The following is a 16,881-nucleotide window of genomic DNA, read 5'->3' as shown; positions in this document are numbered from 1 at the left end:
GCGCTTTAGCGGCGTGACAGATCAGGCTACGCCCGAGGGGACGGGCCCTGCACTCGTACTCAGCATCGCCCTGCTGCTGGGTGTTTTCGCAAGCCTCGTCACGGCACCGGGCGCGGAAGGCCTGTATGGCGCCTACCTCGCCGCCCTGATGCTCGCGATCGCAGCGAACGATGCCCGCCACTACCTCATTCCGAATGAGCTGACGGTGGCGGCGTTCGCGCTCGCTTTGCTCCGCGCCGGCGCCTTCGTGCCTGATATCGGCGTCGAGGCCCTGCTTTGGCCCATGGCCCGCGCGGCCGCTGTGGCGCTGCCGCTCCTGCTCCTGATGGCGTTCTATCGGCGCTGGCGCGGCCGCGACGGGCTCGGGCTCGGCGACGTCAAGCTCGCCGCGGTCTGCGGCGCCTGGCTCGATCTCGCGACCGTGGTCGCGGTGATCGAGCTTGCGGCGCTGGCCGCGATCGCCGCCTATCTCGCCAATGCTGCCCTGAGAAAGGAGCGGCTCCGCGGCACGGCCTTCCTGCCGTTCGGACTTTTCCTCGCCCCCGCAATCTGGGTCGGTTGGCTGGGCGAAAGCTGGTACACTAACTGGCTCGGCGGCTGGCCGGGCTAGTCAGGCATGTGGCAGGTGCACCCGACCGGTGAAATGCGAAAGCGTGTCGAACACCTGACTGGTGCCAACAGGCCAAAGCCTCCTTCATATTAAGCGATCGTTCGCCGGCTCATCGCGTCGCTATGCGACAATTCCGTCGCATCCAACCGTGCCAGCTTGACGCCTGCCGGCCGCGCACCGACAGGCACCAGACGTCGCAGCTCGCTTGTCCGGGTTACGGCCCCAACAGCCCAAGGTGGCAGCCGTCGCAACGGCAGCGACTGCCGTTCCGGCCGAATGAACAGCGGAGCATCCAAAGGGACGCGCCAATGAGACGCGCCCCTCCGATCTGCTTTCCGTTTGCCCGAGCGGACCCGCCCTGGCTTCGTCCTCAGCTTACGCCACGTGCGAGATGGAAAGCTGTGCTTGGGGCTGATCCACCGGATTGGTGATGATCGAACCGCCATGGCCATCCGCGGCGAGCGCAAAGTCCGCGGCGCTGTATTGGCCAAGCAGGTGCAGCGACGCCGTGTGAGCGCCGTCGGTGATCGTCAGCGTGCCACCTGTGTTCTCGGCGTTTGCCGCATAGCCAAGCGAGGTGGTTTCGCCGAAGGCGATGTCACCCAGATCGAGCTCCACGCCATCCTGCCAGCCGGCGATCGTCCCGCTGAAGGCCGACGACTGCTCAAGCACCAGCCTCGCAGATCCCCCGCCGAAGGTGACGTCGGTAAGTGTGCCGCCGGTGTAGACGTATTCGAGACCGTGTGCGCCGATGGTGGTGCCGCTGGCGCTGCCACCGGCGCCGACATACTGCGTACCGGAGACGATCGTGGTATCGCTCGCAGTCCCCCAGATGTACTGAATACCGCCGTTGATGGTCGTGCCGGTGGCGTTGCCCCAGTCGATCTGCATGCTGCCAGCGTTCAGCGTGGCGCCAATGGCTGTTCCGCTCTCATAGACGCGCTGCTCGCCGCCATCGTTGACAGCGGTGTGCGAAGCCGTGCCGTGGACCATTTGCACGCCGCCGCTGCCGATCACGGTCTGGTCGACCGTGCCGTAGACGGCCTGTAACCCGCCTTGGATGGTGGTGCCGGTCGCCGTGCCACCGCCGTAGATGTCCTGCTCGCCGCCGGCGACGATCAGCGTCGTGCTGGCCGTGCCGCCGGCTCCGATCACTTGCCGTCCGGCGATCGTCGAACCGGTGGCGATGCCATAGACATATTCCAAAGCGCCGTAAGTCACGGCAGTGTCGTGCTCCGTACCCCAGTTGATCTGCATGCTGCCAGCGTTCAGGGTCGTGCCGATGGCCGTTCCACCGGCATAGACGTGCTGCTCCGCGCCATTCCCGACGACGTAATCGGTCGCCGTGCCGTAGATGTATTGATGGCTGCCCGCACCGAAAGTCCGGCCGCTGGCGGTGCCATACACGTAGTTCGAGACACCGGTGTTGCCGGCCGCGTCAGTGACGACGAGATCGATGGCGGTGTTGAACCGGTCCCAGGACAATTCGGCGCTCCAGGCGCCGTTGCCGTCGACGGTCGCCGTCGTGCTCCAGCCGCCGCTTTGCGACGTACCGTCGCGCAGCGTGAGGGTCTGGCCGGCGGCGTCAACGTCGACCGAACCGGCGAGCACCGCAACCCATGGGCTTGTGGACGTCACGGCCGACAGGACCGGCACCGGCTTCACGGTATCGACCGAGAATACCTGCGCCTTGACGTCGGTTCCGTTGGCATCCTGCCAGGTGACGACGAAGCGACCGTCGGCATAGGCGGCGATCGAGGGATGCAACTGGTTGGACGCCGTGCTGGTGTTGACCAGCAATTCAGCCCCGACCTTCCGCCCATCCGCAGTGAATACCTGCAGCTTGATGCTGCTGCCGCTGGCGTCGCCGCCCGCGCCGCTCCAGTCCTGCCAGGCGATGGCGAAATCACCGTTGCTAAGCGCCGTCACCGTCGGCGTGAACTGGGAGTTCACCGTCGTGGTGTTGACGCGGAATTCGCTGCCGACCTTGCTGCCATCGGCCGCATAGATCTGCGCCTTGATGCTGCTGCCGCTGGTGTCGCCGCCGGTCTGGCTGAAATCGTACCAGGTCACGACAAAGCCGCCATTGGGCAGCGCCGAGATGGTCGGCTTGAGCTGGTCGGAAGCCGTCGCGGTGTTGACCAGGAATTCGCTGCCGACCTTGCTGCCGTCAGCCGCAAACATCTGCGCCTTGACGCTGGTGGCATCGTCATCGCCGAGCGTTCCGCTGAGATCTTCCCAGGTCACTACAAAGCCGCCATTGGCCAGCCCCGTGATGGTTGCGTTGTCCTGGCTGCCGCCGGTCTCGGTATTGACGAGGAATTCCGGGCCGACCTTGCTGCCGTCGGCCGCGAACAGCTGCGCCTTGATGCTGGTGCCGTCGTCGTCGCCGCCCTCGCCGCTGTCGTCGGTCCAGGTGACGGCGAAGCCGCCATTGGAAAGACCCGTGACGGTCGGCGCGAACTGCGAATAGGACGTCGAGCTGTTGACGAGGGTTTCCGACCCGGCCGGCCTGCCATCGGCCGAAAACACCTGTGCCTTGATGCTGGTGCCCTCGCCGTCGCCGAGCGTTTGGCTGTTGTCGAACCAGGTGACGACGAAGCCGCCATTCGAAAGGCCCGTGATCACCGGTGCGAGCTGGCCGTCGGCGGTCTCGGTGTTGACGCGGAATTCCGAACCGACCTTGCTGCCGTCGGCCGCAAAGACCTGCGCTTTGATGCTGGTGCCGCTGGCATCGCCCAGCGTTCCGCTGGCGTCATCCCAAGTGACCACGAAGCCGCCATTGGCGAGCCCGGTGACGGTCGGCGCCTCCTGGCCGCCGGTCGTATTGGTGTTCACGGAGAATTCGGAGCCGACTTTTACAACGGGAGCAGCCATAGTTCTGGATCGCTTTCATTCAAACTGTGCCGGCAGCGGATGTCATCCGCCGCCCTACGGGCAAGAGGTTGCGAGAGCGTCCGTATTGCATCGCTATATATCATATATTTGATGATACGTTATGTATTATGTGAATGACGTGGCCGTGAGTGCGGATTGCAACAGTGCGCGCACAAACATCGCGCGGCGACGCTCGGACACGACGGCGCGATCGCTGTCGCGCCGGACATGCAGCCCCAAAAAAAGTGGAGCTCGTTGCAACGAGCTCCACTGTGTCTGCGTCGGTGATCGCGTCGCCCCGACGCGGTCAGGTCAGGTTCGGCGCGCGGTCAGCCATTGGTCGCGACCGATCGGACGGTAGACCATACGGATCTCTCCGACCGCACCGAAGAAGCCGTCGGACAGCACGCCGTTCCACCAGCCGGCGCCGAGGATCCAGGGCTGAGGTGTGCTCTGCGAGCGCATGCCGATCGCCGCATTGCCGACGTTGCGCAGCACCGGCGCACCGTCGATGTACAGGGTGGTGGTGAGGGTCGCCGGATCGTTGACGATCGCGATATGATACCAGCTGTCGCGGATGATCTCGCCCGACCAGTTGGTCTGCGCGAAGCGCGAAACGGAAGCCGGCACCACTTCCCACTGCACCTCACGCAGGTTCGAGATGGCGAACAGGACGCTCGAGGCCTCCGGATCGCCGCCCTGATAGCCGCCGGGAACGTTTCCGCGGTTGCCCACGCGACCGAGGATATTGCCCCATTTGTGCAGGTTTGCGGTCCAGCCGGCCGGGATCTTCACGAAGGCCTCGACCGTGTAGCCGTTCCAGAAGCTGCGGCCATTGAGCGAGGAGGCTGACGCCGTCAGGAAGGCATTGAGGCGACCAACCGTGTTGTCGGTGTTGAGAAACACCACGCTGCCAGCGGCGGAGGACAGGCGGTGCTTGTCCGTGGTCCACACGACGTCGCCAAGCTGGGCGGATGCGACGAGCGCCGCACGCATCAGATTGTTGCCGCCGGCGACGTCAGGCAGGACCCCGCCGATCGGAACGACCTGACCCTCGACGACCGTGGAGGGCACGCGCCAGTGCGCCACGGTATCGGCGACATGCGGGTAGTCCTCGGTATCCGCCGGCAGCACGACTTCCGGCGTCGGCGGATCGACATAACCGGCGAGCAGGTCGGCGCGCACGGACGGAATGATCGCGGGTCCGGTCAGCACCTTGCTCGGACTGAAGCGCGTGAACCGGGCGAATCGGCTCTTGAAATTGATCGGAATCGAGAAGCTGTTGTTCGACGCCGTCAGTTCGGCGTGATCGAACTGGTTGAGCGTGTTCTTCGGTTTCTGCACCACCCAGGGCGAGAACGACATCACGTCGATCTTGTTGTTGGTGAGGTCGACTTCGTAGAGCCGCATCATGGCGTTGCCGCCCTGATAATCCATCTGATAGTCGACCACCATCTGGTGAACCGGATTGCCGAAATCGTTGATCTTGGAGAGATACGCCGCGCCATGGTAATGGCCGTTCAGCGTCATGAAGATCTGATCCTTGTCGCGGATCAGCTTGTCCCACAGCATCTTGCCGTAATCGGTCTCCAGCGGCGACAGGCCGTCGCTGTCGATGTTGAGCAGCTGGTGGTTGGAAAGAATGACGGGCAGCGTCGGGTTGCGGTCGATCACGTCGCGCGCCCAGGCGATGGCACCGTCCGAAATGCGCCAGGACAGCGAGAGCACCATGAACTTCACGCCGTTCGTCTGGAAGATGTGGTACTCGTGGAAGCCGCTGCTGTCTCGCTCGCGGAATGTCGACTGCTGCGCTGCGCGGGTGCTCGGAAACCACTTCAAATATGGCTCGGCGTTGAGGCTGCGCTGGGCGTCGGTGCCCGAATTTTGATCCCAGGGGGTATGGTAGTCGTTGTCGGTGACGACGTCATGGTTACCCGCAAGGATCGAATAGGGGACCTTGGCATCTTCCAGCTTCTTCATCGCGGCGTCGGCCACGATCCACTGGTTCGGCTTGTTCTGCTGGTCGACCACGTCACCCAGATGGATGACGAAGCGAACGCCGTACTTCGCGGCGTTGTCGGCGATCCACTGAGTCTGCGCGTCGTACGGCGTCGAACCATAAGCCTTCTGAAACTGCTGGCTTTCGTCGGTCGTCGCGTAACGCGAATAGAACTGCGTGTCGGGCAAGACCGCAATCGAGAAGCTGGTCAATGACGGACTGCTGGTCTGCGCCTTTGCCGCGCCCGCGCCGAGCGCCAGCACGGAAAGGCTGGCGGCGCCTTGGAGGACCGCGCGGCGATCGATCATTTGGCGCGTGGGATTGTTGCTGCCGGAACGATGGTTTCCAGCGCGGTCGATGTCGTCATTGCTCATAGAAGATTGCCTGTTCCTACTCGGTCGCAATTGCGACGGTAGGCGGGTCTCTAGCGATCGAAATTAACATTCGGATTAAAGAAATGTATCATGACTGATGTTATCAAACGATCGCGCCGCGATCAGGCCGTGCAATGCCGTCGGCCATCAACCGGCAGCTTCCGGTCGTGGTCGATTGGTCGGGCGCCCACAGGCCTGTTGTTTCCCTCTCATGTCACCGAGGAGCCGAAGCGGGACTTCCGACGATTTCGATCTGGAGATCGATTCTTCAGCCAAACAGAAAGGCCGGTCATCGTCCCGAACAGAGCAGCAACCGCGCCGAGCATTCCATTCGTCGGGCGAAATATACCAAGGCACGATGATATCAGGACAAATCGTCGTTTCCGGCGCAGGCGTGAGGCGCCGCGCCGGCGGTCCCCGGCTACTGTGCATGGGGTTGTTTTCGACTTTTTTGTTTTGAGGTCGCGGAGGGCGAGGCGCCGGAGGCTCAATGCTCGCGGCTCGGCGCCCATTCCAGCGCCCGCAGGCGGGCCTGGGCGATCTCTCCGCGCGTCATCTTGGTGGTGACGGCGTCACGGATCCGGGCCCGTGCCTCGCGCACCGGCGGCGGTGCCGCCGCCGTCGAGAGGTTCAGCCATTTGGAGGCTTCGACGATGTTCTGCGGCACGCCCTGGCCGCGGTCGTAGAGCAGGCCCAGCGAATATTGGGCACGGCTGTCGCCCTGCTCCGCCGCGCGGCGGTACCACATCGCGGCTTCCGTATAGTTCTGCGGCACCCCGCGGCCGGTCTCGAACAGGAAGCCGAGATAGGTCTGCGCCGGCGCATTGCCGCGCTCGGCGAGCGGAATGAAGATGCGGGAGGCCGTCCCATAGTCCTGGCGCTGGAACGCGGCGACGCCCTGGCGCAACGACTGGGCGTGGGCGGGCGCGGCGAGCACAAGCGCGAGCACGGGCAACACCCAAAGTCCTCGTCGCGCCGAGCCTCGCATCCGTCCCCGCAAAACCGCCGGGCGAAGCCCCCGATCAAGGGCCTTCATCTCACCCGTTCACCCGTCTGGGTCGCCAGATTAGTGTACGGACGCCGGAGAATCCAGAGCTGCAGTTAGACCGCGTATCGATCAGATCAGGTGAAAATCGCCGATATGGTGCTGCGCCATCTCGGACACGTTGTCGAACACGAAATGAGCGTCCGTCATGTCCGTCAGTTGCTGGGTCCTGGCCGCCAACTCTGAAACCAGCTGCGCGAGTTGGGAATGATCCGCCCAGTGGAGGCCGCCTTGCGCGTTATCCGCCTGCGATAGCGCGAAATTGTCTTGAACGTGCGTATGCCCGACAAGCAGAGCGCCGACCGCGCCAGCGTCTCCACTCGTCGCTGTCTGCGCCGGCGACGGCGAAGCGATTGGCGGTTGCGATGTCGCCGAGCTGCCCGCGGCAGACACGGTAATCTGCAGCGCGTTGTAGGTGTTGTTGGTCTCGTTGCTCTCGGTCAGCTGATTGTTGTAGTCGGAAATGCCGCCGACGTAATAGGTGCCAGGCGCGAAATTGCCGGGCAGCGTCAAGGTGACCGTATGAAGATCGTAATAGCCGGGCTGGCTGACGGTGGCAAGCGTCGACGCTGTCGTCAGCGTCGTGAGCAGCGTGTCCGACGTCGTGATCGTCGCGTCGGTCGAAAGATAGATTGCAGCCGTCGTCGGGCCGGCCACCGCGTTACCGATGTTCATGTTGTAGGCATCGATCGTCAGGCCGCTACCGGCGGCGACGGTCGTCTTGGCCGCGACCAGATATTCGATCAAATCGGGCTGCGCCGGCGCAGTCACCGTGACCTGCAGCGCGTTGTAGGTGTTGTTGGTCTCGTTGCTCTCGGTCAGCTGATTGTTGTAGTCGGAAATGCCGCCGACGTAATAGGTGCCAGGCGCCAAATTGCCGGGCAGCGTCAAGGTGACCGTATGAAGATCGTAATAGCCGGGCAGACTGACGGTGGCCAGCGTCGAGCCTGTCGTCAGCGTCGTGAGCAGCGTATCCGACGTCGTGATCGTCGCGTCGGTCGAAAGATAGATTGCAGCCGTCGTCGGGCCGGCCACGGCGTTACCGATGTTCATGTTGTAGGCATCGATCGTCAGGCCGCTACCGGCGGCGACGGTCGTCTTGGCCGCGACCAGATATTCGATCAAATCGGGCTGCGCCGGCGCAGTCACCGTGACCTGCAGCGCGTTGTAGGTGTTGTTGGTCTCGTTGCTCTCGGTCAGCTGATTGTTGTAGTCGGAAATGCCGCCGACGTAATAGGTGCCAGGCGCCAAATTGCCGGGCAGCGTCAGGGTGACGGTATGAAGATCGTAGTAACCGGGCAGACTGACGGTGGCCAACGTCGACGATGTCGTCAGCGTCGTGAGCAGCGTGTCCGACGTCGTGATCGTCGCGTCGGTCGAAAGATAGATTGCAGCCGTCGTCGGGCCGGCCACCGCGTTACCGATGTTCATGTTGTAGGCGTCGATGGTCAGGCCGCTGCCGGCGGCAACGGTGGTCTTGGCCGCGACCAGATATTCGATCAGATCAGGATGGCCCGGCGCCGTCACGGTAATCTGGACCGCATTGTAGGTGTTGTTGGTCTCGTCGCGCTCGCTGAGCTGGTTGTTGTAGTCGCCGATACCACCGATGTAGTAGGTGCCAGGCGCCAGATTGCCGGGGAGCGTGACCAGGATCGTCTGATGGTCGTAATAGCCGGGCTGACTTACCGTCGCGAGGGTCATCGAGGTCGACACCGTCGCAAGCAGCGTATCCGATGTGGTGATTGTCACGTCGGTGGAGAGATAGATGCCCGCGATGGACGGCCCCGCCACTGCGTCACCGAGATTCATGTTGTAGGCATCGACCGTCGCATTACCTCCGGCCGGTACGGAGCTCTGGCTGACAGTTACGAATTCGGACAGGTCGGGCTTAGGAGGCCCCATCAGGACCGAGCTTGCCACCACGCCATCGGCGAACTGGAACGATTCGACGCCGGTCACCGTGTCGGTACCGTCGGGAGAACCGGAGCGCTGATCAACCACGGTAAGGGTCTGCGTGACCGCACTGTAGGCTATCGCGTAATTCGCCCTGTTGCCCGAATACACCGTCGTATCGGTGCCGGCGCCGCCAATAATGGTGTCGTTGCCGCCGCCGCCAGTGATCGTATCGTTGCCGCCGCCGCCGTTCAGCACGTTGGCGATGGCGTTGCCGATGATCGTATCGTTGCCGGAGCCGCCGGTGGCGTTGTCGATGTAGGAGCGCGCGTCGTTGTTGTAGAGATAGGCGTTGTAGACGTTGCCTGAGGCGTAGTGGTCGTAGCCGAGTTTTTGGTTGTCGCCGAGATTGGCCCGCTGCACGGTTGAGAACAGCGACGTCGCGCCGGGATTGAGATTGATGCTCAGATTCGACGTATAGTTGGACAAATCGTAGGTATCGATGCCGCCGCCGTCCCAGATCGTCTCGTAGATGCGGTTGGCCGAGTTGCCGGTGCCGCCGCCCGGCGCGAGTTGCCCGACACCGTTGATGAACTCCTGACCCGTGGTGGGATTCCAGGAGTAGACGGTGTTCCCGCCCTGGGTCGCGTAGTTCGCGCCGTACATCGTCTGGAGCGCGAGGATATCGTTGGCCATATAGGTCTGCGGATATCCGTAAGCCTCGTTGCTGTAGCCGGCGGTCGTCGAGGCGCCGACATAGCTGCGATAGCTCATGATGGTATATTCGCTGTCGTCATGCGCACTCGGCACCGCGACATTGGCGGGACCACCGGTCTCCTGGCTGTGCTTGAGACCGAGAGCGTGGCCCAGTTCGTGCATCGCGGTCGTGAACTCGTAGTTGCCGAGCTTGGCCAGCGAGTAATTGTATTGGGTCCCGAACCAGACGTCGCCGCCGGCCGCATAGTCGCCGGGGTAGTAGGCGTAGGAGGTTGGGGGCTTCGACGACTGCGCGATCATGATGTCCGCGCCGTCGGTCCCCACGTACTGGATGCTGGCGTTGGTGTAGCCGAGGATCAGTCCGATCGCGTAGTTGATCGCCGCCTGCATCGCGCTTGGCGCCGCGGCGAAGCCAGACGATGTCGGCTCACTGTTGCCGCCGTAATAAGGATTGGAGTAGTCGCTGGCCGAGTCGGGAAAGCTGTAGGTGATCGCGCCGGTCCACTTGTAGCCCGACAGCAAGCCGTCAATATCGGCGTTGTTGGTGGCACCAACGGTGACAGAATTAGCCAATGGTCTCTCCGGAGCAACGGATCACGCGATTCGCGGACGAAGGCGCGTGATTCTAGCTTGAGAGTTATACGTTTGGTTAAAATTCGGCAGCGGCCTCCGGCCCCCCTTTCATAAGGCCGTATTAGCCATCAAATCAAGTAGCGGCACGGGCCAAGGGCAAGGATTCAGGTCCCGCCTGCGGGTCTGATCTGTAAAGGAAATCATGAAACCAAGCCCATTTTCAGTCGGTCTCATCGGGGTCCTGGCGGTGTTCGCCGGGCCGGATCGTCTGCCCATCGGAGAACAGCCCGCCATGGTCGGGAAAGCCAATGCAGACGACGGCGGCAAGGACAAGGGCAATGAAAGCGGTAAGGCGGGACGCGCCCCCTTCATGCCTATGGCCCGCGACCCCGCAGCGACGGTCACCCGGGAATACGAGACCGCGCGTCAGAAGGGAACCCGGGAAGCGTTCGAGCTCTTCATTGCGCGCCACGGCGATGACCCGCTCGCCGAGCAGGCACGCGACGAGCTGAAGCGCCTGTCGCGCTGATCCCTTCATGCAGCGCAGCAAACCGCACCAAGCACTGCATTTTGACAGGCGGCATCCGCGCCGGCGCAGACTTGCCGCATGATGTTTCGGCACTATGGTGGCTCCGCAATCTGACCCGGAGCCTTTCACGATGCCCTTTCCGCATGCCTCGGAAGCCCTGTCGCGCTTCACCGTGCTCGATCTGACCCGTGTCCGGTCCGGGCCCACCTGCGTGCGGCAGCTTGCGGACTGGGGCGCCAATGTCGTCAAGATCGACGCGCTGACCGAGGATTCCGGCGGCGAGCAGCCGGGCGGCCCACGGCGGGGTTCCGACTTCCAGAATTTGCATCGCAACAAGCGGGCGATGACGCTGAACCTGAAGGACGAGCGCGGGCTCGCCGTGTTCAAGCGCCTCGCCGCCAAGGCCGATGTCGTGGTCGAGAACTTCCGTCCCGACGTGAAGAAGAAGCTCGGCATCGACTATGAGAGCCTGCGCGAGATCAATCCGTGGATCGTCTATGGCAGCATCTCCGGCTTCGGCCAGGACGGGCCCTACCACAAGCGCCCCGGCTTCGATCAGATCGCGCAGGGCATGGGCGGGCTGATGTCGATCACCGGCGCGCCGGGCGAAGGGCCGATGCGGGTCGGCATTCCCGTCGCCGACCTCACGGCCGGCCTGTTCTGCGCCATGGGCATCCTCACCGCGCTGCTCGAGCGCGAGGTCTCGGGCAAGGGACAGTGGGTGCAGACCTCGCTGCTCCAGGCCCAGATCTTCATGCTCGACTTCCAGGCCGCGCGCTGGCTGATGGAGAAGGAAGTCGCCAAGCAGGCCGGCAACAACCATCCGACCAGCATCCCGACCGGCGTGTTCAAGACCTCGGACGGCTACATCAACATCGCCACGACCGGCGGGCGGATCTGGGAGCGTTGCGCGCAGGCGATCGGCGCCCCTGAGCTCTACAGCCATCCCGATTATGCGACCGCGCCGGCCCGCTCCAAGAACCGCGACGCGCTGAACGCCGAGATCGAAAAGCGCACGGTCACGAAGTCGACCGAGACCTGGGTCCGCGAGTTCAACGACGCCGGCGTGCCCTGCGGACCGATCTACGCCATCGACCAGATGTTCGACGACGCGCAGGTCAAACATCTCGGCATCGCGCAGGACGTGCCGAACGACGAGGACCGCCACATCCGCCTGGTCGGCCAACCCGTCACGCTGTCGCGCACGCCGAGCAAGATGGTGGCGCGGCCGCCGGAATTCGGCGAGCAGACCGACGATATCTTGAAGGAGTTCGGCCTCAGTGCAGACGAGATCGCGACGCTCCGGAACGCCAAGGTGGTGTGAAGAACGGCCGCGTCTCGACAGCGGGCCTTTCTGATCCGGATCGCCGGTGATCACCATCGGCCGCGCATTGACGGCCTACGCAACCATCTAGATCTTGCGCAAACCGTCGAAGCGCGTGCCGACATAGCGGCCGGCGGCATCGACGACACGACAAAGCTCGCCGCCGTCATGGTAGAGCAGCACGACCTTGGCTCCCGTCTCGAACTGTCCGGTCGGTGGGTCGCTCGGCGCGCCCTGCGAGGCATAGAAGGGCTGCGATCTCGCCACCTCGTGGGTGAACTGGTTGGGCGGCGGCGAGATCAGGCAGTCCGACGGGATCAGTGACGAATCTGGAAGCACGATCGCTTCCGGTCGCTTCATGCCCTCCATGATCCTGTATCCCTGAATTGCCGAGGAGCCCTGCTTGGCAAAGAGTTAGCCTTAGGGGCCAAGGCTCTCCTCGGGCAACGTGATCGGAATCCGCGGGAGCACGATGCCTCTTGCCTTTTCGGCATGCGCGGCAACGAGCCCCGCCTCAGCCATATGGAGATGATCAGGCAGCTGATACGGCTGGGCAGCGTCCATGTTCACCTGATAGCCGAGATCCTGCAAGCTGGCGATCGTCACACGGCTCATCGGATTACCGCCCACGTTGACGAAGCCGGTCATCAGTTCTGCGCCGAACACGGTGTCGCGCCAATGCGAGTCCACCGTCCCCTCACCGCCCGTGTTTTCGACGGGAACGGGCAGCGACCCTGCGGAACCACGGAGCTTGCCGTATTCGCGCATGGCGTTGGCGCCGTTGAATGTCGGATTGTTCGCGTGGGTCCTCTTCAACAATTTCTTGTTCATCCAGATCGTCCCGATGCCGACCACGTGCCCCATCTCGTGCGTGATGACGTCGTTCAGGGTGCCGTCCGCCTCCATCGCCGCGAGGTCGGCCGTATCGAATTGCATGTCGCCGGTCGCCGGCAGGAACGCAGCAGCTCCCGCATTCTGCGGGCGCAGGCGGTTCGGTCCTGCCTGACCAAGAATCCTCCCGGGACCGTCAATGTCGGTGCCCTGCGCCGTGATACGCAGGTTATTGATCCTCTCGCCACCGACCGTGACATCAGGCAGATCGCCGACGATCGCGTGTGTCCAGCGGTTCGCAGCAAGCTTGAAGGCGGCCTTCTGCTTGGGCGTCAGCCCGCCCAGGAACCGAACTTCGATCGTGTAGCCTCCGGGAGCTGCAGCGGCGGCCGCGTGTGGAATCTCCTCGCCCTTCCGGGCTCGATAATGCTCAACTGCCATGATGTCCTCCAAAAAGAACAGATCAATGAAGTTCTATCTACGCTTGTATCCTGATGCTGATGAGCGTCGCTGACAAGCGCGGGAAGCGTCACAGGCTCTGACCGTTTCACGATGAAATAACGAAAGCCCGGCGTCACCGCCGGGCTTTCGATTCATCGTCACCGCGATCACGAGGACCACCGCAGATACCGAGTGCCAGATCAGGGATGCGCTCGGTAAATTTTCGCCAGCTTCGCTCTCCCGATTTGAACGGCGGCAGCTTCGCTCAGGTCCTGGTCGGGCCGGCTCAACGCGACGACCCCCAACGCGCCGGGACGGAAAACGTTGCAAACACCAAAAGCCCCGGCGAGCCGGGGCTTTTGCATTTCACGTCATCGTTGAGTCGATGCGATTCTTGTTCTTACTGCAATCCTGTCGGATTGGTCGTGCTGCCGATTGGCGTGATCGTTCCGCCGCCACCGTTGCTCGTGAAGCGATTGTTCGAGTGCGAGTTGACCGTGCCGGACACGCCGGTGCTGTTGAACGAAAGGTCGTTGTTGGACAGGTTGACCGATCCGCCGACTTGCTTGATGCCGATCGTGTTGAAGGAAATCGTCGTGGCGTCAATGTTGATGCCGCCGCCCGAGATGGCAATGCCGGCAACCGAGTTGCTTGATACGACCGAATTGCTGAGGTGAACGGCGGCGCCGGCACCCACGCCGATACCGCTGGCCGCGTTGATCACCTTGACGTTGCTGAGCGTCGCCTTGATCAAGCCCGCAGCCGCGCTTGCAATCGTAAAGCCGCTGCCTCCCATATCCCGAACCGTGGTGTTCACGACGTTCAGCGTTCCATTGGTCCGCTGATCGGCAATGCCTGTACCGGGCGAGCCGAAATTGCCGTTGATCAGGCAGTCCTCGATGTTGACGAAGCTCCCGGCCCCCGCACCAAAGATACGAATCCCGGTAAGGCCGGTGTCGAATCCCTGCAGGCTAAGGTTGCGGAGGTTCACCGTCTTGCGGACGTCGGTTCCCGCGAAAGAATCGAATGCGACGTTGATGCCGTTCGTTAAGGCGTTGAGAATCGAACCATACACCTCGTGGCAGTCAATGGTGATCGACTTCGTGATGGTCACGGCGCCGAAGCCGCCAGGATCAAGGCAATTGATCTCACCGTTCACCGCTGTCTTCGAAATCGCGCCAGCGAAGGTCTTGCAGGGCGCCGTACGGCTGCACGGATTGACGTCGTCGCCAACACCCGACACCCAAGTGCGGCTGGCTTGAGCGCTGGCGGGACTCGTCAGCAGCGAAAGTGCAATGATTGCCCCGGCGATTACAAAAGGCAGCCCACATAACCTCTTCATTTCCGTCTCCAATTAAAAAAATGATTGCAATAGATCGTTCGGCGTCATGAGCCGAAGATCAATTCCGATGTAACAGAGAACAACAACCTGCAATTGTTGGCCATATCACACCCTCGCGAGCGGCAATAGTCATGGAATGCACTATTCCCAACATCGCGATTGATTCGGGGGAGAAACTGCACCCAGCGACACGAGCTTTGAACTTTATCGGACTTACGCGACACCTATCCTAATGGCGTTTCCAATCCGCTTGGCTCAAGCGGCAGGCTTCGTCTGCCGCGGCCATCCGACGCAGCGCAGCAAGCGGTCGATCACAGGCCAAAACAACAGCACTATCGCCAAGGTTGTAATCGAGCCGACGAGGCCGTTCGACCAGAACACCTTGAGGTTGCCGCCGGACCCGATCATCGACAGGCGGAAGGCATCCTCGGCGCGGTTGCCGAGCACGAGCGCCAGGGTGAACGGCGCGAGCGGGATGCCGATCTTCTTGAAAACGTAGCCGACGACGCCGAAGCCCAGCATCAGCCAGATGTCGAACATCGCGTTCTGGATCGCATAGGCGCCGATCGCGCAGGACACCACGATCATCGGCGCCACCGCGGCGAACGGCACCCGCAGGATCGAGGCGAAGATCGGTACCGTCGTCAGCACCAGCACGAGGCCGACGACATTGCCGAGATACATCGAGGCGATCAGGCCCCAGACGAAGTCCTTGTGCTCCACGAACAGCAGCGGACCCGGATTGAGTCCCCACACCATCAACCCGCCGAGCAGGATCGCGGCCGTGCCGGAACCGGGAATGCCGAGCGCCAGCATCGGCAGAAGCGCCGAGGTGCCGGAGGCATGCGCCGCCGTCTCCGGTGCGAACACGCCCTCGATGCGGCCCTTGCCAAAGCTCTCGGGATCCTTGGCGAAGCGTTTTGCGAGGTTGTAACCCATGAAGGAGGCAGCGATCGCGCCGCCCGGGGTGATGCCGAGCCAGCAGCCGATGAAGGAGGAACGCAGCAGCGTCACCCAGTATTTCGGCAGGTCCTTCCAGACGCTGAGCACGACGCGGAGCGAGATGCTCGCGGCGTGTCCGCGCAGCGCCAGCCGCTCCTCCATCGTCAGCAGGATCTCGCTGATGCCGAACAGGCCGATGACGGCAACGAGGAAGTTGATGCCGCGCAGGAGCTCTGACGAGCCGAAGGTCATGCGCAGATTACCCGACACCGTGTCCATGCCGACGCCGGCGAGCAGAAGGCCGAGCGACATCGAGATGACCGTCTTGTGCTTGGCCTCGCGCCCCAATCCGACGAAGGAGCAGAAGGTCAGCAGATAAACCGCGAAGAACTCGGGCGGGCCGAACTTCAACGCAAAGGACGAGATCATCGGCGCGAGGAAGGTGATCAGCAGCACCGCGACCAGCGAGCCGATGAAGGAGGACGTGAACGCCGCGGTCAGCGCCTCCGCCGCCCTGCCCTGCTGCGCCATCGGATAGCCGTCGAACGTGGTCGCGACCGACCATGCCTCGCCGGGGATGTTGAACAGGATCGAGGTGATGGCGCCGCCGAACAGCGCGCCCCAGTAGATGCAGGACAGCATCACGATCGCCGAGGTCGGATCCATCGTGAAGGTGAGCGGCAGCAGGATCGCAACGCCGTTGGGGCCGCCGAGCCCGGGCAGCACGCCGACGAAGATGCCGAGCACCAGCCCGACCATCATCAGCACGAGCGTCTTCCACGTCAGCAGGACGGCGAAGCCATGAAGCAAGAGACCGAAAGCTTCCATCGTGAGCGCCTAGTGGCCGAAGGCCGCTTCGAGCGGCCCTTTCGGCATGATGACGTCGAAGGCGATGTCGAAGGTGACGAACATGATCGCCGTGAACAGGAAGGCAGTGAGCAGCGACTTCCACAGCGCGATCTTGCCGACGAGCCGCATGAAGCCCGCGATCAGGAGGAAGCTCGCGACGTAGAGGCCGAGGAACTGCATCACCAGGCAGAACAGCAGCGTCGGCACGAACACCGCCATCACACGGCGCGCTTGCGCACGCGTGACGAAGCTTTCGGATGCCGCGCGGTGCGCCACGAAGGCCGCAATCAGGCCATAGAGGCTGCCGCCACCGAGGATGACGGAGAGATAGAACGGGAAATAGCCGGGCTCCGGCCCGGTCGAATCCCAGGAGGCGCCGGTGCGCCAGTTGTCGTAGCCAAGGGTTGCGGCCAACGCGAGCAACAGCAGGCAGACGAATATCTCGATCGTGCCGGAGGAGACGACGGAGGGTGAGTCGTCTTCAGGCGCGGTCGGATCGTCGACGACGATTTCAAGATCGGTTTGGGACATGAGC

Annotated in this window: 12 protein-coding genes; 3 read left to right on the top strand and 9 right to left on the bottom strand. The window is 62.9% G+C overall.

The annotated features are described in order from the left end of the window. Nucleotides 1–13 precede the first annotated feature (13 nt). Entirely contained in the window at nt 14–610 is a 597-nt protein-coding gene (locus AB7Z56_RS13800) for a prepilin peptidase (RefSeq protein WP_354141740.1), read from the top strand. A gap of 375 nt (nt 611–985) precedes the next feature. Here AB7Z56_RS13800 and AB7Z56_RS13795 read toward each other — a convergent pair whose 3' ends face one another. From AB7Z56_RS13795 to AB7Z56_RS13780, 4 genes are all read right to left on the bottom strand, one after another. Continuing rightward, entirely contained in the window at nt 986–3,487 is a 2,502-nt protein-coding gene (locus tag AB7Z56_RS13795) for a hypothetical protein (protein WP_354141739.1), read from the bottom strand. A gap of 312 nt (nt 3,488–3,799) precedes the next feature. Continuing rightward, nucleotides 3,800–5,860 carry a metallophosphoesterase gene (locus AB7Z56_RS13790; protein ID WP_354141738.1) on the bottom strand — a complete coding sequence of 687 codons (2,061 nt, stop codon included), beginning with the start codon at nt 5,858–5,860 and terminating at the stop codon, nt 3,800–3,802. Between the two features lie 487 nt (nt 5,861–6,347). Continuing rightward, complete coding sequence (locus AB7Z56_RS13785; protein ID WP_441256339.1) at nt 6,348–6,818, bottom strand: tetratricopeptide repeat protein; 471 nt, start codon at nt 6,816–6,818, stop codon at nt 6,348–6,350. Between the two features lie 159 nt (nt 6,819–6,977). Then, a complete protein-coding gene (locus AB7Z56_RS13780) occupies nt 6,978–10,088 on the bottom strand; it encodes a CARDB domain-containing protein (protein ID WP_441256338.1) in 3,111 nt (1,036 codons plus the stop codon). A gap of 292 nt (nt 10,089–10,380) precedes the next feature. On the opposite strand from AB7Z56_RS13780, the gene AB7Z56_RS13775 reads away from it, so the two are divergent. Both AB7Z56_RS13775 and AB7Z56_RS13770 read left to right on the top strand, forming a co-directional pair. After that, nucleotides 10,381–10,617, top strand: coding sequence for a hypothetical protein (locus AB7Z56_RS13775; RefSeq protein ID WP_441256337.1), 237 nt, complete (start codon nt 10,381–10,383; stop codon nt 10,615–10,617). 130 nt (nt 10,618–10,747) lie between these two features. Continuing rightward, nucleotides 10,748–11,941, top strand: coding sequence for a CaiB/BaiF CoA transferase family protein (locus tag AB7Z56_RS13770; protein ID WP_354142154.1), 1,194 nt, complete (start codon nt 10,748–10,750; stop codon nt 11,939–11,941). An 87-nt stretch (nt 11,942–12,028) separates the two neighbouring features. On the opposite strand, the gene AB7Z56_RS13765 is transcribed toward AB7Z56_RS13770, so the two are convergent. From AB7Z56_RS13765 to AB7Z56_RS13745, 5 genes are all read right to left on the bottom strand, one after another. Continuing rightward, entirely contained in the window at nt 12,029–12,301 is a 273-nt protein-coding gene (locus tag AB7Z56_RS13765; RefSeq protein WP_354142153.1) for a hypothetical protein, read from the bottom strand. Between the two features lie 60 nt (nt 12,302–12,361). Next, entirely contained in the window at nt 12,362–13,213 is an 852-nt protein-coding gene (locus AB7Z56_RS13760) for a leishmanolysin-related zinc metalloendopeptidase (RefSeq protein ID WP_441256336.1), read from the bottom strand. A gap of 400 nt (nt 13,214–13,613) precedes the next feature. Next, complete coding sequence (locus AB7Z56_RS13755) at nt 13,614–14,555, bottom strand: right-handed parallel beta-helix repeat-containing protein (protein ID WP_354142151.1); 942 nt, start codon at nt 14,553–14,555, stop codon at nt 13,614–13,616. Between the two features lie 255 nt (nt 14,556–14,810). After that, nucleotides 14,811–16,325, bottom strand: coding sequence for a tripartite tricarboxylate transporter permease (locus tag AB7Z56_RS13750; protein WP_259256698.1), 1,515 nt, complete (start codon nt 16,323–16,325; stop codon nt 14,811–14,813). A 9-nt stretch (nt 16,326–16,334) separates the two neighbouring features. Further along, nucleotides 16,335–16,877: a tripartite tricarboxylate transporter TctB family protein gene (locus tag AB7Z56_RS13745; protein ID WP_212454625.1), complete on the bottom strand. Its 543-nt coding sequence runs from the start codon at nt 16,875–16,877 to the stop codon at nt 16,335–16,337. Nucleotides 16,878–16,881: the final 4 nt, after the last annotated feature.

The sequence above is a fragment of the Bradyrhizobium sp. 482_C4_N1_8 genome, from assembly GCF_052075965.1.
Classification (GTDB): Bacteria; Pseudomonadota; Alphaproteobacteria; order Rhizobiales; family Xanthobacteraceae; genus Bradyrhizobium; species Bradyrhizobium barranii.
The sequence above is the reverse complement of the archived record's forward strand: the minus strand, read 5'-3'. Positions and strand labels throughout refer to the sequence as shown.

Excerpts from the sequence above, each read along its gene's own strand:
- AB7Z56_RS13765 (WP_354142153.1), bottom strand. The coding sequence starts at position 12,301 with ATGAAGCGACCGGAAGCGATCGTGCTTCCAGATTCGTCACTGATCCCG.
- AB7Z56_RS13760 (WP_441256336.1), bottom strand. The coding sequence starts at position 13,213 with ATGGCAGTTGAGCATTATCGAGCCCGGAAGGGCGAGGAGATTCCACAC.
- AB7Z56_RS13755 (WP_354142151.1), bottom strand. The coding sequence starts at position 14,555 with ATGAAGAGGTTATGTGGGCTGCCTTTTGTAATCGCCGGGGCAATCATT.
- AB7Z56_RS13745 (WP_212454625.1), bottom strand. The coding sequence starts at position 16,877 with ATGTCCCAAACCGATCTTGAAATCGTCGTCGACGATCCGACCGCGCCT.
- AB7Z56_RS13790 (WP_354141738.1), bottom strand. The coding sequence starts at position 5,860 with ATGAGCAATGACGACATCGACCGCGCTGGAAACCATCGTTCCGGCAGC.
- AB7Z56_RS13795 (WP_354141739.1), bottom strand. The coding sequence starts at position 3,487 with ATGGCTGCTCCCGTTGTAAAAGTCGGCTCCGAATTCTCCGTGAACACC.
- AB7Z56_RS13770 (WP_354142154.1), top strand. The coding sequence starts at position 10,748 with ATGCCCTTTCCGCATGCCTCGGAAGCCCTGTCGCGCTTCACCGTGCTC.
- AB7Z56_RS13750 (WP_259256698.1), bottom strand. The coding sequence starts at position 16,325 with ATGGAAGCTTTCGGTCTCTTGCTTCATGGCTTCGCCGTCCTGCTGACG.
- AB7Z56_RS13775 (WP_441256337.1), top strand. The coding sequence starts at position 10,381 with ATGGTCGGGAAAGCCAATGCAGACGACGGCGGCAAGGACAAGGGCAAT.